Source organism: Aeromonas sp. 96A (assembly GCF_051919165.1).
In the GTDB taxonomy this organism is placed as follows: domain Bacteria; phylum Pseudomonadota; class Gammaproteobacteria; order Enterobacterales; family Aeromonadaceae; genus Aeromonas; species Aeromonas veronii.
This window is the reverse complement of record NZ_JBQBFE010000001.1, coordinates 3,847,566-3,870,157: the sequence shown is the minus strand read 5'-3', so window position 1 is coordinate 3,870,157 and position 22,592 is coordinate 3,847,566. Positions and strand designations below refer to the sequence as shown.

The 22,592-nt window shown below is 58.8% G+C and carries 18 protein-coding genes, 1 pseudogene and 1 riboswitch; of the genes and pseudogenes, 5 read left to right on the top strand and 14 right to left on the bottom strand.

Annotation, left to right across the window (positions count from 1 at the left end; genetic code table 11):
• Positions 1-16: 16 nt before the first annotated feature.
• The 3 genes from ACTG2W_RS17975 to ACTG2W_RS17965 all read right to left on the bottom strand — a co-directional run bounded on the left by ACTG2W_RS17975 (position 17) and on the right by ACTG2W_RS17965 (position 1,850).
• On the bottom strand, positions 17-484 hold the full coding sequence (locus tag ACTG2W_RS17975; protein ID WP_026035076.1) for a threonine/serine exporter family protein: 468 nt from the start codon (positions 482-484) through the stop codon (positions 17-19).
• Entirely contained in the window at positions 481-1,278 is a 798-nt protein-coding gene (locus tag ACTG2W_RS17970; protein WP_042054756.1) for a threonine/serine exporter family protein, read from the bottom strand. The genes ACTG2W_RS17975 and ACTG2W_RS17970 overlap by 4 nt, the downstream gene beginning before the upstream one ends.
• Before the next feature lie 236 nt (positions 1,279-1,514).
• Entirely contained in the window at positions 1,515-1,850 is a 336-nt protein-coding gene (locus tag ACTG2W_RS17965; protein WP_047438081.1) for a DUF3135 domain-containing protein, read from the bottom strand.
• 393 nt (positions 1,851-2,243) lie between these two features.
• Between ACTG2W_RS17965 and mog the strand changes: the two genes are divergently transcribed.
• Positions 2,244-2,774 carry a molybdopterin adenylyltransferase gene (mog, locus tag ACTG2W_RS17960; protein ID WP_021229718.1) on the top strand — a complete coding sequence of 177 codons (531 nt, stop codon included), beginning with the start codon at positions 2,244-2,246 and terminating at the stop codon, positions 2,772-2,774.
• 83 nt (positions 2,775-2,857) lie between these two features.
• Here the strand turns inward: mog and ACTG2W_RS17955 are convergent, their stop codons facing one another.
• The 6 genes from ACTG2W_RS17955 to trmB form a co-directional block, all read right to left on the bottom strand.
• Entirely contained in the window at positions 2,858-3,259 is a 402-nt protein-coding gene (locus ACTG2W_RS17955) for a DUF2541 family protein (RefSeq protein ID WP_005335217.1), read from the bottom strand.
• A 167-nt stretch (positions 3,260-3,426) separates the two neighbouring features.
• On the bottom strand, positions 3,427-3,636 hold the full coding sequence (locus tag ACTG2W_RS17950; RefSeq protein ID WP_005335219.1) for a YgdI/YgdR family lipoprotein: 210 nt from the start codon (positions 3,634-3,636) through the stop codon (positions 3,427-3,429).
• A 203-nt stretch (positions 3,637-3,839) separates the two neighbouring features.
• Entirely contained in the window at positions 3,840-5,135 is a 1,296-nt protein-coding gene (locus ACTG2W_RS17945; RefSeq protein WP_064335634.1) for a sulfurtransferase, read from the bottom strand.
• Between the two features lie 29 nt (positions 5,136-5,164).
• A complete protein-coding gene (gene glsB / locus ACTG2W_RS17940) occupies positions 5,165-6,085 on the bottom strand; it encodes a glutaminase B (RefSeq protein ID WP_323886377.1) in 921 nt (306 codons plus the stop codon).
• A 122-nt stretch (positions 6,086-6,207) separates the two neighbouring features.
• Complete coding sequence (locus tag ACTG2W_RS17935; RefSeq protein WP_005348158.1) at positions 6,208-6,540, bottom strand: YggL family protein; 333 nt, start codon at positions 6,538-6,540, stop codon at positions 6,208-6,210.
• 48 nt (positions 6,541-6,588) lie between these two features.
• Positions 6,589-7,302 (bottom strand): tRNA (guanosine(46)-N7)-methyltransferase TrmB, encoded by a 714-nt coding sequence (gene trmB / locus ACTG2W_RS17930; RefSeq protein ID WP_005335228.1) that lies wholly within the window; start codon positions 7,300-7,302, stop codon positions 6,589-6,591.
• A 349-nt stretch (positions 7,303-7,651) separates the two neighbouring features.
• Here trmB and ACTG2W_RS17925 point away from each other — a divergent pair, with 349 nt between their 5' ends.
• The gene (locus ACTG2W_RS17925) at positions 7,652-8,833 is read left to right on the top strand and encodes an aminotransferase-like domain-containing protein (RefSeq protein ID WP_159164187.1); all 1,182 of its coding nucleotides are present in this window, start codon (positions 7,652-7,654) and stop codon (positions 8,831-8,833) included.
• 74 nt (positions 8,834-8,907) lie between these two features.
• Here the strand turns inward: ACTG2W_RS17925 and ACTG2W_RS17920 are convergent, their stop codons facing one another.
• Entirely contained in the window at positions 8,908-10,437 is a 1,530-nt protein-coding gene (locus ACTG2W_RS17920; RefSeq protein WP_440016442.1) for an EAL domain-containing protein, read from the bottom strand.
• A 252-nt stretch (positions 10,438-10,689) separates the two neighbouring features.
• On the opposite strand from ACTG2W_RS17920, the gene ACTG2W_RS17915 reads away from it, so the two are divergent.
• On the top strand, positions 10,690-11,595 hold the full coding sequence (locus ACTG2W_RS17915; protein WP_236296932.1) for a TIGR01777 family oxidoreductase: 906 nt from the start codon (positions 10,690-10,692) through the stop codon (positions 11,593-11,595).
• 127 nt (positions 11,596-11,722) lie between these two features.
• Here ACTG2W_RS17915 and ACTG2W_RS17910 read toward each other — a convergent pair whose 3' ends face one another.
• On the bottom strand, positions 11,723-14,170 hold the full coding sequence (locus ACTG2W_RS17910; protein ID WP_440016441.1) for an ABC transporter permease: 2,448 nt from the start codon (positions 14,168-14,170) through the stop codon (positions 11,723-11,725).
• 36 nt (positions 14,171-14,206) lie between these two features.
• Positions 14,207-14,902 (bottom strand): ABC transporter ATP-binding protein, encoded by a 696-nt coding sequence (locus ACTG2W_RS17905; protein ID WP_021229711.1) that lies wholly within the window; start codon positions 14,900-14,902, stop codon positions 14,207-14,209.
• 56 nt (positions 14,903-14,958) lie between these two features.
• Here ACTG2W_RS17905 and ACTG2W_RS17900 point away from each other — a divergent pair, with 56 nt between their 5' ends.
• Positions 14,959-15,570, top strand: coding sequence for an arylesterase (locus ACTG2W_RS17900; protein ID WP_440016440.1), 612 nt, complete (start codon positions 14,959-14,961; stop codon positions 15,568-15,570).
• Between the two features lie 182 nt (positions 15,571-15,752).
• On the opposite strand, the gene ACTG2W_RS17895 is transcribed toward ACTG2W_RS17900, so the two are convergent.
• Together ACTG2W_RS17895 and ACTG2W_RS17890 are read right to left on the bottom strand one after the other, a co-directional pair.
• A complete protein-coding gene (locus ACTG2W_RS17895; RefSeq protein ID WP_005335238.1) occupies positions 15,753-16,697 on the bottom strand; it encodes a chemotaxis protein CheV in 945 nt (314 codons plus the stop codon).
• A 139-nt stretch (positions 16,698-16,836) separates the two neighbouring features.
• On the bottom strand, positions 16,837-19,866 hold the full coding sequence (locus ACTG2W_RS17890) for a glycosyl hydrolase family 18 protein (RefSeq protein ID WP_420093696.1): 3,030 nt from the start codon (positions 19,864-19,866) through the stop codon (positions 16,837-16,839).
• A 115-nt stretch (positions 19,867-19,981) separates the two neighbouring features.
• A riboswitch (cyclic di-GMP riboswitch) is annotated at positions 19,982-20,064 on the bottom strand.
• 293 nt (positions 20,065-20,357) lie between these two features.
• On the opposite strand from ACTG2W_RS17890, the pseudogene ACTG2W_RS17885 reads away from it, so the two are divergent.
• Positions 20,358-22,518 (top strand): annotated as a pseudogene (locus ACTG2W_RS17885) (ExeM/NucH family extracellular endonuclease).
• Positions 22,519-22,592: the final 74 nt, after the last annotated feature.

Below are 22,592 nucleotides of genomic sequence, written 5' to 3'. Positions count from 1 at the left end.
GGCCTCTCACCGTCTGTCAGATTATGGGGCGGTTACGGTACACGACCAGAGAGGGGATCGCCAAACCGAAACTGAGGGCACCGACGATAAACAGCGCCTTGAGGCCGTTCTCCACCGCACTCTGGATCAACTCCATGGTCACGCCGTTGATATTGAGCTCTACCACCGCAATCATGGTTTTGAACGCATAACTGCCCGGGATCATCGGAATGATGGAGGCAACGCTGAACACCGGACGCGGTGCCAGCAGACGGCGCGACCAGTAGACGCAGACAAAGCCGACCGTGGTCGCCGCCGCCAGCGTCGCCCACTCGATGGGCATACCATAGTGGATCAGCAAGGTACGCAAGCTGTGAGCCAGCGCGCCGCCCATGGCGCAATACTTCAGCATCCGTGGCGGCACGTTGAACAGCATGGCAAACCCCACCGCCGGAATGGAGGACCAGAAGGCATCCTTGGCCAGTAGCCAGAGCAAATCCATCATACTTTCCACCCCCAGATCCCGGTGACCGACATGGCCAAAATGATACCTATGGCGGCGCTGATGGTCAGCAGGGTCGCGGTCCCCCAGCGGGCCAGCCCCATGTTGAAGTAGCCCTTCACCATGTCGGAGACCGCATTGATCAGCGGAAAGCCCGGCACCAGCAGCAGCACGCTGGCCGCCATGGCGAGATAAGGCTGGTCACCCCAGTTGAAGAAGGTGGCGCAGGAGGAGAGCAAAGTAGCGATAAAGCCGGTGGCGGCAAAGTTGATGAGCGGGCTATGGTGATGGCGGGCCATCAGTTGGCGCACCCGCATCGCCACGGCAGACGAGAAACAGGTCACCAGGAAGATGGGCCAGTCACCGCCAAACAGCAGGCTAAAGGCACCACAGGAGAGCCCCACCATGGGGACCACCAGCCAGGGGTGATAGTGAAAGGGGACGATGGCCTCGAGCCGCTGGCGCACTTCACGGGCACCGATCAGCTCTTTCTCCGCCATGATGCAGATCCGCTGGATCTCGCACACCACCTGCATGTTGATGCCATGTTCACGCACCCGCCGGGTAGTGGTAACACAGCCCCCCTGATAGAGGCTGGTGAGCACGATGGCACTGGAAGAGATGGCCATCTCGACACTCTCCAGCCCCAGCGCCATCCCCAGCCGCACCGTGGTCTGCTCGATGATCCGGCTCTCCGCCCCGAACTGGGCCAACATCTGACCCACCTTGACGATAATGCGGGTGATCTCTGTCTGTTGCTCCCGCGACAACACCCGTCTTGGTGTGATACTTCTCATAATCCCTTCGAGTCGTAGCAATAAAAATTTCGGCCATATTAGCCTAACTTTTACTGTTATTCATCCACCCCTATCACAACCTGACTAATAAGTTATTACAAGAAGGAGAAAAGAGATTACATCACAAATACATTACGACTAACATTAAAAACCATAACAATCAGGTCGCCAATAATCCCCTTTATTATGGCCTCACCGATTTGGCTGAAATATCATTCAAGGGGGGTTATTGCAGATTATTTACGACGTCGATAGTCCGTCAGATGGATTATTTTACCACTGCCATCGCTTTCAGGCGGAGGGTCCCCCTCTTCTCTGAACTGGCTCATTTCGCTGCGCATCAAATAAAAAGATTCCCGCATCATGTTGGTAATCCGGATACAGCTATCAAGATTGTTTTTCGCCAGACGGCGCTGACCATCAATCTTGAACTGCAACCCGCGCAGACGGCGCTGCTGATCGGGGCTCGCTCGGGCCATCAACTGGTCGATCTGCTGCTCCAGAATCGCATCCAGCCGGGAGGGCTCACTCGCAGCCAACTCCTTCAGGGTGTCAAAATCAGGCAACTCCATATGCCCTCCTTGGCGACTATTGCTGGCAACACACTGCGGTACCACACCATCACGTCCCAGCCATATAAATCTGTATATACGACGCGGCTAAAAAGGGTTCAATCCATCCACTGGCGACTAAACCGGACAATGGTCACTACGAGGGTGTATATCTATTTTAATTGTGTTTGGAAACAAGCGATTGTTTTTAATTCAAGCGGGATAAAACACTTATACATTTTAGGTTGTGATTTTCTGTTTTTTATTGCAAATAAAAATCCGGGTGGCCTTATTTTGCTTCATTCGACACTTTATTCTTCCCTCACCGACCCGCGTCATCTCCTGACGGTTTAACATATCTCACTGATTATGTTATTTTAATTGCCACTTTTATCGGACATTCAAGAGCAGACCATGAGCAAGGCAAAAATCGGTATCGTCACCGTCAGCGATCGCGCCAGCGCGGGCATCTATGAAGACCTCTCCGGCAAGGCCATCATCGACACCCTGAACGCCTATCTGACCTCGGAGTGGGAACCTGTCTATCAGGTGATCCCCGATGAGCAGGAGCTGATTGAAGCGACCCTGATCCAGCTGGCGGATGAGGAGCAGTGTTGCCTTATCGTCACCACAGGCGGCACCGGCCCGGCCAAGCGGGATGTCACGCCGGAAGCGACCGAGGCGGTATGTGATCGCATGATGCCTGGCTTTGGCGAGCTGATGCGGGCCGAATCCCTCAAATTTGTGCCGACCGCCATTCTGTCGCGCCAGACTGCTGGACTGCGCGACGATACCCTGATCGTCAATCTGCCGGGCAAGCCCAAATCAATCCGCGAATGTCTGGATGCAGTCTTCCCCGCCATCCCCTACTGTATCGATTTGATGGAAGGGCCGTATCTCGAGTGCGATGAAACTGTCATCAAGCCGTTTCGGCCGAAAAAATAGCGAACCCGACCATAAAAAATAATGGCGAGCCACGGCTCGCCATTATTTTTAACTCATCTGTCTGCGCAGAAAAACCACATCAATTATTTGCGGCCGAATACTTTTACGCCCGCTTTGCTGCGCTCTGAATTACCGTACACTTCGATTTTTTTCACACAACGGCGCGAGCCCAGTGATTTCCACTCGGTCTCTTTATCACTGCTCATTTCCCGATCGAAACGAATGGTCTTGGTACGATCACCACCATAGGTCACCACCACCCGATCCAGGGTCAAATCACGCTCTGCCTTCACCTTGATATATTTGGTCTGACGGCAAACCACCAAAGGAATTGTCGCACCATGATCACCGGCTCCCAGCAAAATAGTCCGCCCCAGCGTGAACTGATCGTCACCGGCATGGCTGGCTGACGCCACCACCAGCAAGGCACCACCCAGCAAGCTGCGTGCAGAAAAACGGGAATTCCAGATAGACATCAAGGACATAACACCTCCAATAAAAAATGGAGTGTGATGATAAGGGTTAAACCATAACGGAAGCTGTATCACAGCTGAATTTGCTGCGAATGTGCGGGGATCAACAGAGAAAACAGCGCGACTTTTCGGCAAAAAGAGAAGAGCCGCAGATAGCGGTCCTTGCGGCAAGAGAGCGCTTAGCGCTCCATGATTTGGGTCACGTCATCTTTCTTGATCATTACCTCGCGCCCTTCATGATCGTAATAGCGATACATGCCGGTGCTCTCGTCCAGCTTGGGTTTGCTCTCTGTGGTGATCATCTTGCCATCCTTGGTGCTCATGATGTATTGGGAGCTGCATGCCACCAGCCCCAGGGCGCACACCAGGATCATCATCAGTTTTTTCATTGCGGCCTCTTCTGCGATCATCCTCACCACGAGGATGTTTCTTGAAGCCTAGTTCAATCGCACGGCACGGGATGGCGGGATGAGCAAAGCGGGATCGCCGTCAATAATCAGCGACTTAGCCTCGCTATCTGGCCGGGTGGCGAGCGCAATGAAAAAGGCCGGACATCTCTGTCCGGCCTCTTCTGTTCAGAGCAAGTACGCAATCATGACTTGGCAGGCTGACGCTCACCGGTCACGGTCGGGTTCTTGGGATCGGAACTCCACTCGTACCAACCACCGTCGTAGACGCTGATCTGTTTCCAGTCCATCAGCCAGGCGTAGAAGAAGGCCTCGGAGGCGCGCCAGCCGGTACCGCAGTAGAACGCCGCCTGCTGGGTTGGCTCGATGTTCCACTGGTCCCACATGGCGAGGATCTCGCGGGCCGGCTTCATGGTGCCGTCCGGGTTGTGGAAGTCGCTCATGCTGTTGGCATCGACGCCACCATGACCCCATTTGGCCCCCGGGATATCGCCCTTCGGCTTGATGTAGCTGTAACCTGAGGTGTTGCCGACAAACTCGTCCCAGGTACGCACACTGACCAGCGCGCTATCGGGCTTCTTGAGCAGCTCTTTCGCCTGACTTAGCGTGGTGTAGTACTCGGGGTGAGCGGGAATGGCCACGCCAAACTCCTTCACCGGCTCATATTTGTTGGGCAGACCGGTTTCGGTGCGCAGGTGCTGGATAAACCAGGCATCCAGACCACCGTCCAGCAGGCGCACATCTTCCACCCCCGCATACATCATCAGGTGCGCGGCACGGGCAGCCGCCATGGTGTTGCGACCATAGAGGATAACGGTGGTGTCGTGACGGATGCCGTTATCCAGCAGCAGCTTCTTGAGTGCTTCGTCAGAGACCTTGTTCCACAGCGGCTCCTCTTCGAGGCTGTTGGTATCGATATAGCCGGCCCCCGGGATGTGGCTTATGAGGTAGGCCTTGGGTGAACCCCAATCCACTTCAAACAACTTCCAGTCACCCTTGGGCGCTGCGGCGACCGGCTTGCCCTCTTGCAGGTCCGCCAACCAGCGCGGATAGACTAGCTGCTGCCAGCGTGCCAGCGACTCGCGCGGTGCAGCTTGCCACCCTTGCAGCTCGAACAGCTGCTTTATCCCCTGCTTGCGCAGCAGACGTGCCACCTCGGCCACTTCGCGGGACGCACCGTAGAGGGCAACCGGACGATCGGCCTTCAGCCCCTTGATCTCGAGCGCCTTTGGCCACTCTTCATCGCTGTATTTCCACTCAGCTGAGAGGTTCTCGGCGCCCGCTACATGGCCGCCCTGCTTCTCCCCTTCCATCGGCCACCCCTGATAGAAGTAGCTGGCGCGGGTATCCAGGATGACAGCCTGTTTGGCCTTGGCATCGGCCAACGAGAGCGGTGGCAACTCCCCTGCCACGGCGGGCAGGGCACACCAGAGCAGTAAGGTCGCCAGCGCGGCCTGCAGGAAGCGAAGATGTCGTTTCATGGTGATTTCTCGATTCATAGTGAACAAGGTTAAAAAATGGAGCGACCCAGCCGCTCGGCCAGCAGCTCCAGCGCCGCCGTGCCCGCCAGCGAGTTGCCGGCTTTGTTGAGCTCCGGCGACCAGACACAGACGCAGAGCTCGCCCGGGATCAGGGCGATGATACCGCCGCCAACACCCGATTTGCCCGGCATGCCGACCCGATAGGCAAAATCGCCCGCCTCATCATAGAGACCGCAGGTGGCGAGCAGGGCGTTGACCTGTTTGGTGGTACGGGCGGGCAGCAGCGGCACGCTCTCACCCATTGGCACACCACGGTTGGCCAGATAGATGAATGCCCGCGCCAGATCGACGCAGCTCATGCGAATGGCACAGGCATTGAAGTAGCTTTGCAGCACCTTGTCCACTTCGTTTTCGAAGTTGCCATAGGCCTTCATCAGATAGGCGATGGCGGCGTTGCGGGCAGAGTGCTGATATTCGGAGCGGGCGACGACCTGATCCGCCATGATGGCCGGATTGCCGGAAAGACGGCGCACCAGCTCAAGGGTACGTTGACGCGGCGCAGTGAGGCGGGTCTCCAGCAGATCGCTCACCACCAGCGCCCCGGCATTGATAAAGGGGTTGCGGGGAATTCCCTGCTCGAACTCGAGCTGCACCAGCGAGTTGAAGGGCTGGCCGGAGGGCTCCTTGCCAACCCGGGCCCAGATCTCCTCCTCCTGATAGAGGGTGAGCGCCAGGGTCAGGCTCAGGGCCTTGGAGATACTTTGGATGGAGAAGGGTTCAAAAGCGTCACCGGCGGTGAACAGCTCCCCCTCGACGGTACAGACTGCAATACCAAGCCGATCGGCCGGTACCTGAGCCAGTGCCGGAATGTAGTCGGCCACCTTGCCTTGTCCCAGCAACGGGCGCACCTCTTCAAGGATGCTGGCCAGTAATTCGGATGACAACACCATAAGCAATAAGCGATTCCATGACTAAAACAGCGGTGGAGATCCCATCCCCACTGACAAAAATCCCGCCAGCGGCGGGATTTTTCAGTTACCCACAACAAGGCGCCAGATGCGGCAGCCTTGTATCAGGCCGGTTCACCGTACCAGAGGTCGAACAGCTCGGTAACGACCACGGCTTCCATCCCCTTGCCTTCCAGCCAGGATTTGACGGCAGCGCGGTCTTCTTCGGTACACTTGCCCAGTTGCTGGGTGCAGATCATCCCTTCCCAGGCCAGGTGACCGGAGCCGGCAAAAGCCAGTTTACGGGGTTCAACAACCTCATCGATCATCGCATCGACTACCGCATCGATGGTCTCTTCGGCAGTGCCGACCGGGAAGTTGAAACTGATGTCGAAACCCATTTCCTGGAATTCATCGACGCGCAGTTTCTTGCGCAGGCGGCGGCTACGATTGGCCATGATAGCTCCTCAAGTTAGTTGATACGCTAGGTGTGTTGACGTGCCAGCTTAGCTGACACGCTTGAAAATCAGATCCCAAACCCCGTGGCCGAGACGGTGGCCACGTTGTTCAAATTTGGTCAGCGGACGCCAGTCCGGACGAGGCACCCAGTTGCCGGTGGCAGAGGTGTTCTCGTAACCCTCGGCGGCGCTCATCACTTCCAGCATGTGCTCGGCATAGTTTTCCCAGTCGGTCGCCATGTGGAACACGCCACCGATGGCCAGCTTCTGGCGAATGTCCTGGGCAAATGCAGGCTGTACGATGCGGCGCTTGTGGTGACGGCTCTTGTGCCAGGGATCCGGGAAGAAGAGCTGCAGGCAGGAGAGTGAACCATTCGGGATCATGTGCTCCAGCACCTCGACCGCATCGTGGCAGATCACTTTCAGATTGGTGACCCCCGCTTCCTGAGCGGTACCCAGACAGGCGCCCACGCCAGGGGAGTGCACTTCAATGCCAATGAAGTTCTTCTCGGGGGCATTCTTGGCCATCTCCACCAGAGAGGCGCCCATGCCAAAGCCGATCTCCAGCACCACAGGTGCTTCACGGCCAAACAGTGCGACCAGATCGAGCTGCTTTGGCTCGAAATCGATGCCCATGACCGGCCAGAGCTCTTCCAGGGCCTTCTCCTGCCCTTTGGTCAGGCGGCCTTCGCGACGGACAAAGCTGCGGATCTTGCGCATGAACTTGCCGTCTTCGTTAAATACATCTTGGGTCACAGGCATAATGGTCTCGTTATTTCATCAATCCGGGTAATACATCTTGTGTTCGATCCCGAGCGGGACCGCTCGCGGTTCATCATTTCATCGACCCGCGAAAACAGGGGAGCGAATTATCCCAAGATAGGCCCAAGGCGCAAGTGTTTCGCGCAACAAATATTCCGGCCATCCACTTCCCTGCGCCTTCACTGGCATCACCACACCGACTAACCGTCCAATATAATCCGCAGTAGAGTCGTTCCAGCCCTTTTTTGGCGATTTTTGTGACAATCATTGCCTCATTTCTGAAATCTGATACAAACGGATAACCTGGCGGTCGAATGGAGCGACCGCCCACATGCCGAGAGAATTGTCTATGCAGCCGTTTTTTGCCCAGCGCTTCGAGAAGGTCGAGCCTTCCTTTATCCGTGAAATCCTCAAAGTTGCCGCCAATCCGGAGATCATCTCCTTCGCCGGTGGCCTGCCCAATCCCCACCTGTTTCCGGTCAAGGCGATCGATCAGGCCTGTCAGGATGTGCTACGCGAACAGGGGGCTGCCGCCCTGCAATATGCGGCGACCGAAGGCTTCGCCCCGCTGCGCCAATATATTGCCGACCGCTATCTGACCCGCCACGGCATGCAGGTCAATCCGGACAACATCCTCATCACCAGCGGCTCCCAGCAGGCGCTGGATCTGCTGGGCAAGGTGCTGATCGACGAGGGTCAGGATCTCATCATCGAAGAGCCGGGTTACCTTGGCGCAATTCAGGCCTTTTCTGTCTACCAGCCCACCTTCAAGCCGATCACCCTTGAAGAAGAGGGGCTGGACCTGGCGGCGCTGGATGCGCTGCTGGCAAGCGGATCCAATGCCAAACTGCTCTACGGCGTGCCCAACTTCCAGAACCCGAGCGGTGTCTCCTACAGTCGTGCCAACCGCGAGGCACTGGCGGAGCGGCTGATCAGCCACGAGCTGTTGATGGTGGAAGATGATCCCTACGGCGAGCTGCGCTTCGAAGGGGAGCATCTCCCCCCGATTGCCAAGCTGGCGCCAAACAATACCGTGCTGCTCGGCTCTTTCTCGAAAACCGTGGTGCCTGCCTTCCGTCTGGGCTGGATGGTGATGCCGGAGTGGCTGCGCAAGAAGGTGACCATCGCCAAGCAGGCGACCGATCTGCACAGCAACGCCTTCAGCCAGCAGGTGCTGCACCGCTTCCTGACCGACAACTCCCTCGACGCTCACTTGGAGAAGATCAAGGAGGTCTATGGCCGCCAGCGCGCTGCCATGGAGGCCGCTTTGGCCCGTCACTGCCCGCCCGGTGTCAGCTACACCCGACCGGAAGGGGGTATGTTCCTCTGGCTGACTCTGCCAGCCCACATCAGTGCCATGGCGCTGTTTGACGAGGCGATCAAGGAGAAGGTGGCCTTCGTACCCGGGGCCCCCTTCTACGTGCGCCCCGAGATCAAGAACACCCTGCGCCTGAGCTTCTCCTGCGTCGATGAAGCGACCATCGAGGAGGGGGTCAAACGCTTGGCCCGCGCCCTCCAGCGCATGCTCTGATCGCCCAAGCCAAACCGTACCAACAAAAAACCAGCGAGCGATCGCTGGTTTTTTTATGCTCCCCATTTAACCGTTCAGCCAAACAGGGTCTTGCAAAACTGCTTCATCGGGATGGGGCGGCTGTAACGATACCCTTGCAGATAGTCAACGTGGCGCGCCCGCAGGTAGTCCGCCTGCGACTGCTTCTCGACCCCCTCCGCGATCAGGATCAATTCAAGTCGCTTCGCCAGATCAATCACGTTTTCAACGATATGGCTGGAGAGTGCATCCGTGCCGATCATCTCCACAAAGCTCCGGTCAATCTTGATTGCATCGACCTGAAACTGTTGCAGATAGGTGAGACTGGAGTGACCGGTGCCAAAGTCATCGATAGAGATCAACACGCCCAGTTTGCGCAATTCGGCAAACATCTGAGCGGTTGTTTCATCAGCCACCAGCAGCTCCCGCTCGGTCAGCTCCAGCCCCAAATCAACGGGATTGTCCTTAAACGCGTCGAGAAAGGCCTTGCAGTCAGCCAACAAGTCGAGATCCTGAAAGTGCTTGGCGCTGATATTGAAGCAAAAATGAAACTTTGCCGGCAGCTTGCGGGCATAAGGGGAGAAGTGGTCGCGCACCTGCGCCATCAACAGGCTGGTCATGGGCACGATCAACCCGCTATCTTCCGCCAGCGGAATAAAGCGATCCGGCGAGATCATCCCCTGCTTGGGATGCTGCCAGCGCATCAGCACCTCACAGCCACGCCACTGCTCGTCATCGCCGGAGACCACCGGCTGCAGATAGGGGATAAACTCCTCCTCGATCAACGCCCGCTTGAGCTCTTCCGCTGGTGAGCTGCTACGCCCCATCAGCCTGAAGGTGCCGAATCCAATCAGCAGCGCCAGCAACGGAGAGAGGATCAAGGTATATCTGGAGTATCGCCATGCGTGGCTCCAGTAGTCATGCACCGTGACCCGGGTGACGACCTGATAGGGGAAATCAGCCGAAGCGAGGGCAATATAACCCTCTTCTGTCGGAGAGGGCGCCGCCCCAACCTGACCTGAGCCAAACAGTGCCCTCTGCCCCACCACCAGAGCCATCGGGGAGTTCTTGCTGGAGATCTCCAGGGTATTGCGCAGGTAGTAGCCATCTACACCGATCAGCACACTCCCCTTGTCCGTTTCATGACGCAGCACGATCAAGGGGCGATCCGGTGTGACCTCATTGCCAGGCAGCAGTTGCAACCTGCCATCCACATAGCGGTCGGGATTGAAGGGGCCATCGTAGTCACCATAGAGCGAAGTGCAATAGATGTGGCTGCCTACAGCCAGATTGGCGGAACGGACATAAGGCACCGTGGCCACCTGTTCGCGCAGCAGTTGTGCCGCCTCCTTGCACGAGTGACCAAGCATCCCCTTCACATTGATGGCCGCTTGCCGGGCATGGCCGATGGAGCGCTCAAACATCACACGGGCATGCTGCAACCGTGAATCGGCATCACGCTCTGTCTCCGTCACCGTCTGCCAGATAACGGCAACAACCCCCAGCAGCAGGATCCCGCCCCCCATCAGCAGCGCCAAGAGAATCCTCGAGTAAAGCTGACGAAGTTTCAAACGACGAAATGGCATGGCGGCCTCTTTGATGCTCGGATAATGGGTGACAGCCTCGGTGGACAGGCGAAAAGGGTCGCCATAATAGCGATTGTTCAACAAATGTCCACCCAACAAAAATCAATCAATTCAAACTATTGTTCAACAATATGTCGTAAGAAGAGGATAGAGTTAACAAACGTCAAACAGAAAACTCCCGAAGCACGTCTCACTTGTTGAAGGGAAGCCACACCATTAAAGTTGAGCAAACGGCAGCAGGAGCATGCAGCGATGAAGATTCTTATTACCGGAGGGACCGGCTTTATCGGCCGCAAGCTGGTTGCCCATCTCAAGGTCAATCACGAGGTCGTGGTATTGAGCAGGCAGGGGAGTCGCGCTTACTCCCTGCTCGGCCACGATATCAAGGTATTGGATAACCTCGACCGGCTTGATGACCTCAATGACGTGGATGCGGTGATCAATCTGGCCGGTGAACCTATCGCCGCCGGACGCTGGAGCGAGTCGCGCAAACAGCTGCTCTGCGATAGCCGCTGGCTGTTGACCGAGCAGCTGGTGGATCTCATCAAGCTATCCAGCACGCCGCCCAAGGTGCTGATCAACGCCTCCGCCATCGGCTGGTATGGCAGACAGGGCACCGAAACCCTCGACGAGCAGTGCCGCTCCCCCAACGATGAGTTTACCCACCAGCTCTGCCAGCAGTGGGAAACCCTGGCGCAGGAGGCCCAGAGCCGCCAAACCCGGGTCTGTATCGTGCGGATCGGGCTGGTGCTTGGCATGGATGGCGGCGCCCTGCCCAAAATGCTCCCCCCCTACCGACTCGGACTCGGCGGCCCCATGGGATCGGGCAGCCAGATGATGAGCTGGATCCATGTGCAGGATCTGGTGCGCGCCATACTGTTCTTGCTGGATCACGAAGAGTGCAGCGGCATCTTCAACGGCACTGCGCCCCATCCGGTCAGCAACCGGGAGTTCAGCCAAACCCTTGCCACCACGCTGCACCGTCCACACCTCTTCTTCGTCCCGGCGCCGCTGTTGCAACTGGTGATGGGGGAGGCGGCAGATCTGCTGCTGACCGGACAAAAGGTGATACCAGCACGGCTGCAACAGGCCGGTTTCCACTTCAGCTATCCCGAGCTGTCGAGCGCCCTCACCAATCTGCTGCGCGAGCCCCGCTAACTCACACCCGCTCGCGGCGTCCGCTCGTCAGCTCCTCGCATAGCAAGCAGCCCGGCCAATGGCCGGGCTGCTTGTTTATGGTGGCTGCGCTATTGCACCTTGTATGCATCGGCTCGCGCTGGCGGGATTACAACAGGCCCTGACCCAGCCCTCGCAACCGATCGCTCAGGGTGCCAGCCAGCAGCTGGCGCTGCATCCCCTGCCCCGCCAGCGTCACCAGCAGCGCCCCCAACGTTGGCAGGCCGAGCCAGATTGCCCAGTGGAACTGCCACTGCCCCTCGAACCACCACCACTGCAGGCCAAAGGAGCAGAGCTCCACCACCATGGCGGCACAGAGCCCCGCCAGCGCACCACTGGCCACCAACTCCCAGCGCAGCATCTTCCTGAGCAGATCGCTGCTGGCGCCCAGAGTGCGCATCAGCAACAGCTCGCGCCGACGCTGAGCCATGCTGGCCTGGGTCTGGGTCAGCAGCACCAGCAGTGCGGCCACTGTCACCAGCCCCAGCATCAGCGCCAGCGCCCGGCTCACCTGCTCCGATACCTGAGTGAGCCGCGCAATCAGGTCATCCACATCGATAAGGCTCACCGTGGGGTGACGGCGGATCAACTCCACCTCGGCAGAGCGCCCCGCCTCGGGCAATCGGTAACTACCAAGCCAGGTTCGGGAGAAGGGTGCCAGCAGATCCTCGGAGAAGATCATGTAGAAGTTGGGGCGCATGTTGTCCCACTTGATGCTGCGCAAACTGGTAACCCTGGCGCCAAAGCTGCGCCCCTCGATAGTAAAGGCGAGCATGTCCCCCAACTTGATATCGAGCCGCTTGGCCAGCTCGTTATCCACCGACACCTCGCCGGGCCCGGCAAGCCATTTCCCGGCCACCAGCTTATTGTCGATTGGCAGGGTCGCCGTGGTAGTGAAGTTAAGCTCCCGATCGACCCCTTCACGACCACTACTCGCTCCCTCGCCCACCGCCTCACCGGCGATATGAGTCAGCCGGCCACGCACCATGGGATAGAAATCGGAAGTGGTGGCCCCGGCTGCCGCCAGTTCGCTCAGGATCCCCTCCCGCTCGTTCTCGGCCACATTGACCAGAAAACGGTTGGGCGCATCGACGGGAAGACGAGCCGAAAACTCATCCAGCAGATCGACCCGGGCCGCCCAGAGCAAGCCAAACAGCATCAGCGCCAGCGCAAAGCCCGCCAGCTGAAACAGGCCGCTGCTGCGCTCGCGCGACAGGTGGGCCAGCGCCAGCCGCAAGGCATGAGGTCCGCTCACTTTCGTCCCCAGCCGCAACATCAGGGCTGCCAGCAGGGCCAACAGCCCCATCAGCAAGCCCATGCCCCCCACCAGCCCCAGCGCCAGCCGCACATCGGCGGTAAAGCCCCAGACCAGCGCAAACAGCCCGAACAGGCCGACCGGCAGGGCCAGCCAGGGGGGAATACCCGCCTCCAGCTCCCGGCGCAATACCCGCAGCGGCGGCACCTTCAGCAGACGCAAGAAGGGCACAAAAGCGAGCAGCAGGGTGATAAAGAGCGCCACCGCAACCCCCAGCGCAAAGGGGCGCCAGGAGGGGGGGGGCAGATCCGGCGGCAGCAGGTCCCCCAGCAGTTGCAAGGTGATCCACTGCATGACGGTGCCCGCTACCAGACCCAGCAGCGCACCGATCAGCGTCAGCGACAGCAGCAGGGTTCCCATCAGTTGCCAGAGCGAGCGACGTGATGCCCCCAGCGTCTTGAGCAGCGCCACCATATTGGTCTGGCGCTCGGCAAAGTGGCGCACCGCAATCCCCATCGCCAACGCCCCCAGCAACACCCCGCTTAGCGAGGCGAGCCGGAAGAAACGCTCGGCATTGGCCAGCGAGCGGCCCACTTGGGATTCGCTGTCATCCGGTTTGATCCACTTCTGTCCGGCCTGCAATTGCGGCAGCAGCCATTGCTCGTAACGGGCCAGCGACTCTCTCGGCCCCTTGAACAGATAGCGCCACTGCTGGCGGCTACCGGGAAGCAGGGCACCGGTCGCCTCGATATCGGCACTGTGGATCAGCGCCCGCGGCGCCAGCAGGAAGGGGCTGAAGCCCTGATCCGGCTCCTCGCCAAGCAGGCCTGCCACCTTGAGCACCGTATTGCCCACCTCCAGCTCATCCCCCGTTTTAGCCTTAAGCAGCTGCATCACCCGGGCGGAGAGCCAGATCTCGCCGGGAGCCGGGGCGCGGGCAGGTTCCAGAGTGAGCTTGCCGTAGAAAGGGAAACCGTCTGGCACAGCCCGAATGGAGGCAAGCTGCAGCGCGTCGCCGTGAAACAGCATGCTGTTGAAGCTGACGGTGGTCTGCACCGCCAAGCCATCCTGTTTCGCTCGTTCCAGCCAACCATCCGGCAGAGCAGCGGCAGTACGCAGCACCCGATCCGCCCCGATAAAGTCGCGGCCCGACGCCTTGAGTCCGGCATCGAGCCGATCCGCCACCAATGCCACACTCAAGACACACGCCACGCTAAGCGCTAGCGCCAGCACAAACCAGCGCAGCTCGCCGCTGAAACCTTCCCGGCGAAGCAGTCGCCATCCCAATCGCCACTGCATCATCCCTTGCATCTCCCGCCTGATCCGCAGCTCACCCCGTTACACCACATCATGGGCCACCTCGCGATCCAGTCTGCCCGCCGTCATGACCACTTGCCGCTGGCAACGCTCGGCCAGCTGATGATCATGGGTCACCACCACTAGCGTGGTGCCGTGCTTGCGATTGAGTTCAAACAGCAGCTCGATCACCTTCTCGCCGGTCTTGCTGTCGAGGTTGCCGGTCGGCTCGTCCGCCAGCAGCAGACTGGGGCGGGTCATAAAGGCACGGGCGATGGCCACCCGCTGCTGCTCACCGCCGGAGAGCCGTGGCGGCAGATGGTGCAACCGCTCGCCAAGCCCGACCGCGGCCAGCAGCTCGCGGGCTCTTGGTTCGCAATCCCGCTCGCCGCGCAGCTCGGCGGGCAGCATCACATTCTCCAGCGCCGTCATGGTCGGGAGCAGCAGGAACGACTGGAACACAAAGCCGATCTGCTCGGCGCGCAATCGGGCCCGCCCCTCCTCATCCAGCTCACCAAGGGATTTGCCGAGGATCTCGATCTCCCCCTGACTCGGCAGATCGAGCCCGGCCAGCAGCCCCAGCAGGGTCGACTTGCCGGAGCCGGAGGCACCGACCAGCGCCACCGTCTCGCCGCTATTGACTTGCAGATCGATCCCTTCAAGGATGGTGAGGCTTTCCTGGCCGAGGCGAACCGATTTGCCGAGGCCCTTGACGACAATAATGGGGGTTGAACTCATGCTCTGTATCCTTTGTTCCAATCCCTTGATGACAATCCATAGCGGGAGTTGAATTGATGGTGCGTATTCTGTTTGTCTTGTTCGTTGGCCTCGGCAGCCTGCTCTCGTCGGCTCAGGCCCAGACCCTGCTAGTGCTGGGAGACAGCCTGAGCGCTGGCTATCAAATGCAGGTTGAGCAGAGCTGGCCTGCCCTGCTCAACCAGAAATGGCAGGAGAGAGGGGGAAAACACACCCTGCTCAATGCCAGCATCAGCGGTGAAACGACCCAAGGGGCGCTGGCCCGTCTGCCCGCGCTGCTGAAGGAGCACAAGCCGGACTGGCTGCTGATCGAACTGGGGGGCAACGATGGCCTGCGCGGCTTCGCACCGACCATTACCCGCCAAAATCTGGCCAGCATGATCGCGCTCGCCAAGGAGCAGCAGACCCGTGTGGTGTTGACCCAAATCCAGCTGCCCCGCAACTACGGTGCCCGCTATTTGCGCCAGTTCGAACAGATCTTTCCCGAGTTGGCCCAGGCTAACGATCTGCCGCTGCTGCCCTTCTTTATGGATGATATTGCGCTGCGCCCTGAACTTATGATGAACGATGGTATTCATCCCACCCCGGCGGCCCAGCCACAAATCCGCGATAAAGTCGCCCGCTTTATGGAGCCGCTGCTCAGCCAATAAGCCCGCCGTCTATCGCCAATATCCCATAACAAAATATCCCGCCAAAATCGGATGTTTTGAATGGTCGACGATCTCTGCGTGGCACCTTGATTCAACCAATCCATCGCCAATACCCAATAACAACACATCCCGCCGAAGCGGGATGTGTTGTTATTGATTTAGCATAACCGGCAGGCAACTTCTCAGCTTTCCAGCACCTGACGCAGCCGCTCCTGGGCCACGCCGACCAGCAAGTCGGGCTGGAATTTGGAGATAAATCGGTCGCACCCCACCTTCTTGACCATTGCTTCGTTGAAGTTGCCGCTCAGGGAGGTGTTGAGGGTGATAAAGAGATCGGACATGCGCGGATCGCTGCGCACCTCGTGGGTCAGGCGGTAGCCGTCCATCTCCGGCATTTCGGCATCGGTGATCATCAGCAGGATCTCGTCGGTCACCTTCTTGCCAGCATCGCACCACCCCTTGAGCAGGGTCAGTGCCTGCAAACCATCCTGACACTCGATCACCTCAAGCCCAAGCTGGCCCAGGGTCTCGCGCACCAGATTGCGGGCGGTGCTGGAGTCATCGACGATCAGCACTTTGCGGCCATGCATCTCGGGCAGGATCTCCCGGTCCAGCACCTCCTCGGAGATGCGGATGTCATAGGTGATGATCTCCGCCAGCACCTTCTCCACATCGATGATCTCGACGATCTGATCCACTCCATCTTCGGGAATGCGGGTGATGGCGGTGAGGTAGTTGGCGCGCCCGGCAGAGCGCGGCGGCGGCAGTATATCCTTCCAGGTCATGTTGACGATGTTGGCCACCTGCCCCACCAGAAACCCCTGAATGGTGCGGTTGTACTCGGTGATGATGAGGTTGGATTCACTGTCGATGGGCATGGGACGCATACCGATGGCGCTGCGCAGGTTGATCACCGGGATCGAGGTACCGCGGATATTGGCCACCCCACTGATATTGTGATGGGAGCCCGGCATCTTGCTCAGATGGGGCAACTTGACCACTTCCCGTACCTTGAAGACGTTGATGGCGAACATCTGACGGGTGCCGAGACGAAACATCAACAACTCGAGGCGGTTTTCACCCACCAGTTGAGTTCGTTGATCAACGGAATCCAATATACTCGCCATACGCTGATATCCATCTGATTATTAATCGACTCTATTATAGAGGCTGCCCGCCAGGAAAGGCAGGCGCATTTTCAACCAGAGCGACCAACCAGACAAAAAAAGTGAGGCCGAAGCCTCACTTATCTCATTGATTTTAAAATCAATAGCTACAGATAGACTTCCAGCTGCCATCGGTTGCCTTGGGCTCGCTGCTGGTCCACCAGTTCGCCTGCCACACTACCTTGTTATGGGTGATGCGATCGCCGCCATTGGCATGATCCCCCTGCGGCCAGCTCGGATAGGCCTTGTAGGCCGCCGGATTGACGTTCTGGCTGCTGCAGCTGGTGCCCGGATTCTCGCCGCCCCCCGAACCCAGCACAGCCTCCGGCAAGGTCGGGAACTCGGCCTTGAGACCAATGGTCTGGCTGCCGCTGATGATGCGCATGCCGCTTGGCACGCCAGCGGCGGGCAGGTAGTAGGTTATGGCGACTTCAATCTCGGCCCCCGGCGCCAGAGTCTGCCAGCCCGGCAGGTTCATGGCGACCTTGTGGAAGTCCTTCTCGCCCGCAATGCCTTCCGAGTTGTCGTTGCCACCGCTCTCCACCACTTTCAGGCCCATGCCACTCTGATCCGTGATGGTGTCAGAGGTGGAGGTGGGCACCAGAAACTCGATGCGCGCGCCGCCCGGAATGGTCTGGGTCGACTTGTTGACCAGCTTGAGTTTCGGGTTGATCGGGTAGTTGGAGTCCCCTTCCTTAAAGCCGGAGAGGCTGACCTGGATGTCGAGCTGGGCGCTCGGCGCGGCCAGATCGTTTTGCTTGGTGTTGTACGGGGTTGCCTTGGCAAACTTCTCATAAGCCAGGGTGGTCAGGGTACTGCCCATGCCGTACTCGTTCTTGGCCGGATCGAAGGCATAATCACCCGCCATCTCCCAGAACATCACGCCACCCAGACCGCGCTTGATGATGTAGTCGAGCTTGTGGCCCATGGACTCTTCATCTTCGGTTGAGAGGAACACCTTCTTCTCTTCATTCCACAACCAGGGCGCGTGGGCCTTCTCATCGTAGTAACGCACATACTTGCCCTGCATCACGTGAGCCGGATTGTTGGGATCCAGACCCCAGGCAGAGCCATAACTCGGCAATGTGGTGATGCCAAGGCTGGCCGCATGCTCCAGGTTTTTGGCATGCCACATGGGCACGGCGCCACCGCCGATCTCTTTGCCGTTCTTATCCAGATCATGCCAGATGTTGTCGATGCCGACCGCCCCGTTGCCGCACGGAATGGTGCTGCCACCAGTGCCCGGCTGGCACTCGTTCTGGCTCGGCAGGGCTGCCTTGCCACCCAACCCGTGACTGCCACCGCTCACCCCCTGCCAACCGCGGGTGTAATAGGGCACGCCAACGTTGATCTTGCCAGCCGCCAGCGCACCGCGGAAGTAGTGGGCAGACCAGGCGGCGTTGAGGTAACCGATGCCGCCAAACTGGGTCTGGGTATAGACGCCCCAGTGGGAGAGCTCGGGGTCGGCATTGTTGTCGAACAGGGCCGCGTTGTGACCGACAAAGTGGTTCCAGGCACCGTGGAAGTCATAGGTCATCAGGTTGACGTAATCGAGGTACTGGGTGACCTGGAAGTTCTCCATCCCGCGCAGCAGATAGGCCGAGGCCGGTGAGGCGATGGTCAGCATATACTTGCGGCCATCTTCGTTACCGGCGTTGTCGAGCCGCGCCCGCAAGGTCTTCATCAGCACCTCGTAGTTGGCAAACAGCTTGGCCCGGCACTGGTTGGAGAGCGGGAAATCGTTGGGATTGCCCGCATCCTTCATCGAGGTGGGGTATTCGTAGTCGATATCGACCCCATCAAAGCCGTACTGGCGGATAAAACTCACCGCCGAGTCAGCCAGGGTGTTGATACCGGCAGTATTGACCGAGCAGTCACCCTTGGTTGTGGCCGTGTAGAAACCGCGCGTATCGGCCCAGCCCCCGACCGAGATGAGGGTCTTCACGTCCGGATACTGCTTCTTGTACTTCGACAGCAGGTTGAAGTGGCCCTTGTAGGCAAATTCAGGATCCATCTCGGCACCCGGCACGCCATCCCAGGTCATCTTGGTGGCTGCATCGTCCACCTTGATGGTGTGGCTCTGCTCATCCACCGCCGCGAAGGCATAGTTGATGTGGGTGATCTTGTTCCATGGAATATCGCTCACCAGATAGGCGGGCAGGCCGTTCTTGCCGGTGCGCCAGGAGGTGAAGTAGCCGATGACCCGGCGGGCATGGTCATCCCCCATGCACTCGTAACCATCCGGACGATAGATCTGGCGAATGTCACAAGAGAGGTTGCCACCGGTGGGCGGCAGCGCGGCCTCCTCGACATTGACGGTCACCGCAGCCGACTCGCCGCTCAGATTGCTCTTGTCGGTGGCCACCAGCTTGAGGGCGGCACTGCCTTTGACATCCGGCGTCCAGTTCACCTGCCAGGGGGCAATGGTATCTTCGCCCACCTTCTTGCCGTCGACATAGAGCTCGACTTTGGCCACATCGTTGTTGGCATCTGTGACGTTGCCGCTCACCGCCACACTGCGACCCAGCGTCACCTTGGCACCATTGGCCGGGCTGCTGATGCTCACCTTGGGCGCCTCGGGCGCCACCACGGCGGCGACGTTGAAGCTAGAATCCGCCTCGCTCAGCACCTTGCCGTCTTTATCCAGCGCCCGTGCCTTGAGGGTATGACCTCCCACTCCGGCGGCGCTCCAGCTGGCACTCCAGGGCGAGGCGCTTGCCGTGGCCACCAGCTTGCCGTCGACAAGATATTCCACCCGGGCCAACGCCGTTACCGGTCCGCTCAGGCTCACCGCCAGCGCCACGCTGGCTCCTTCGTTGAAGCTGGCGCCAGCAGCTGGCGAGCTGACGGCTACGCCGAGTGCAGGAGGGGGCTCCTCGCCACCATAGGGCTTCCAGGCATCAGCCCAGACCACACCGACACCCGGCTCATAGTGATAGGGGGATGCCCCGCACCAGCCTGAATAGGGAAATTCTTTGCACTCGTAGAGGGCACCGACGTTGCTGACGATATCGCCAGCCTTGTAGGCAGTACCGGATTTATAGGCGGGATAAGCGGCCTGAGCCCAGGCGGGCGCAGCCGCAAGGGCGACCAGCATGGCAAGCCTGCTGGGTCTGAAGAGCTGTTGCATATTGTTATCTTCCTTGTTTTGTCTTGGCTTGGTCACCAAGGCAAAGAACAATCGCAACCTGCATGATGGGCGCAGACAACTGGCAATGGACCTGCCACAAAAACCACCCCTCACCCAGGGAAACCCCGCTATCTGGATCCACGATCGAGACCGGAAGCATTGCGCCCCGACATCACTGCCGGTTTGCCCTTTACCTGGGTTCCGTGAGGAACGAACCCAGTATAGGAAGGCGACAAGACCCCCTCAATCTTTATTCTCAAAGAGAATTATCCCCTGCCACGAAAGCGTCATGATCACATGGTTAAAATTGATTGAATTATCAAAAAAATCATACTGTTACTGGGATCATAAAAACGCTTTTCCTCATCTTCCCAGATTCGTTTAATGTGCGTTGGCTCACTGGTATGACATGCCAGAAATGTGACAATGCGCGCCCTTGGTCAACGAGCCAAGGCTATGGAATCACTGGCAAAAATAAAAAAGGAACTCCTATGAAAGGTACTCGTACCCTGCTGTCGCTGGCCGTGGGGCTGGCACTTGCATCCTCAGGCGCCCATGCCGCTTACGTCTGCCCAAATGACACTACCCAACTGACTTCGATTCCAACCCTGCAGGGAAGTGGTTCCAGCAGCCCATTCGCCACAATCCCGACGGCCAACGGCGCCATAAGCCTTGGCACATTTCACGTAAAAGGGATCGTCACGACTCTGGGTCAGAGTCTGACCAAAGGCTTCTACCTGACTGACCCGGGGAGATGGCAACACGATTACCTCGGATGGCATCTTTGTCTACCTCAAGGATGCTCGTTCTGATATCAAGGTGGGCACAGAGCTTTGCCTGGAAGCGCAGGTCGAGGAGTTCTTGGGCGGCACCCAGCTCAAGCTGAAATGGGATGGTACTTCGCCCCGGATACAGGTCCTCGGGCAGGGCAAAAACGTTCCGGTAAGCGTGCTCAAAGTCAATGACGATGAAAGCCTAAAACAAGCCCTCAATCGCCACGAAGGGATGCGGGTACGTCTCGACAGCAGCAGCGATCTTCACCTGACCCGCAACTTCAGCTTCGACTACAAGGCCTCTCGCACTAACCTGGAACTCTCCCATAAGGCGCCGCTTATCAAGCCGACCCAGCTCCATGTCGCCAGCAGCCCGGAAGCGGTGGCACTGGCGGCCCAAAATGGCAGCAACCGTCTGGTCGTCGAGTCTGATTTCAAAGTACAAAATGGAGCCCTGCCTTGGTTCCCTGCGCTAGATGCAGATCAGGGCTATCTGCGTATCGGTGATCAGCTCAATGGCCTGGAAGGGGTGGTGATTTACAACAAGGATGCCTTCCGTCTGGTGGTACCCAGCGATGTCACCCTGAGCGCCGGCTCCCTGCTGCGCACACCGGAAGATGACCGCCAGCCGGCTCCCGCCCGGGTCAGTGGCAGCGATCTGCGGATCGGCAGCTTCAACGTGCTCAACTACTTCACCAGCCACTCCAGCATTGGCGGCGCGCTCAACGTCTTGTGCAAAGATCAGGCGGATGCAGATAACACAGATCCAAAAGTAAACAGTTGTAACCGCGGTGCCAAGACCCTGGTCGGGTTCGACAAACAGCGCACCAAAATCGTTAATGCCATTACCGAAATGGATGCCGATCTGCTCGGCCTGATGGAGATGGAGAACAACGGCTTCGAGGATAACTCGGCCCTCCACAATCTGGTGACCCGCCTCAACGAACAGCAGAAGGATGCGAGCAAACACTACGCCTATGTGCGTCTGCCGGTCACTGCCCTTACCGATGGCAAGTTCTTCGGCGGCGACGCCATCATGGTGGCGATGATCTACCGTCCTGCCCTGCTCACCCCCAGCGGAGATGCCAGCGTCATCAAGCTGCCGGAGCAGCGCTACACCACTGGTGGTGTGGCCAAGACAGCCGGTCAGCGCGACTCGCTGGTTCAGACCTTCACCCTCGCCAAGAGCAAGGAGCCGCTGACGCTGGTGGTCAACCACCTCAAATCCAAGGGGTCAGGCTGCTACGAAAATGGCGATGGCAAGACAGAACCGGCCGATCTGCAGGGCAAGTGCACCGAGTTCCGGGTCTCTGCCGCCAAGGTGCTGGGTGAAACGGTCAGCAAACTGCCGGGCCAGGTGCTGCTGGTGGGCGACTTCAACTCCTACGCCAAGGAAGATCCGATCCGGGTACTGACCGACTACAACCCGGCCACCAGCGAGCGGAAGATCGTATCAGCCTCCCACACCTTTATCGGTGAGCAGTCCTATGAACAGCTCGGTCGCGAAGTGACTCGCAGCTACGGCCTGATCGATCTCAACGTCAAATTCAACAAGGAGAAAGCCATCTCCTACAGCTACGACGGGGAGCTGGGCACCCTGGACTATGCCCTGGCCAACCCGGCGCTGGCCAGCAAGGTGGCAGGTGTCGCCGACTGGCACATCAACTCCTTCGAAAGCTCCCTGTTCGAGTACGGCAGCCAGTACACCGGCGCCCTGCTCAAGTCTGACAACCCCTTCAGTGCCTCCGACCATGATCCCATCATCGTCGACCTGAGACTGGAGAGCGATGCCACCAAACCGGACACCTCCTCAGGCGGTGGTGCACTGGGACTCGGCCTGCTGGCACTGTTGCCACTGGCCTGGCGACGTCGCCGTTAATCACAAGCGCATCTGAATAGTGCAAGCAAAGCCCGCGAGTCTCGCGGGCTTTTTCATTCAGGTCATTGGATGTA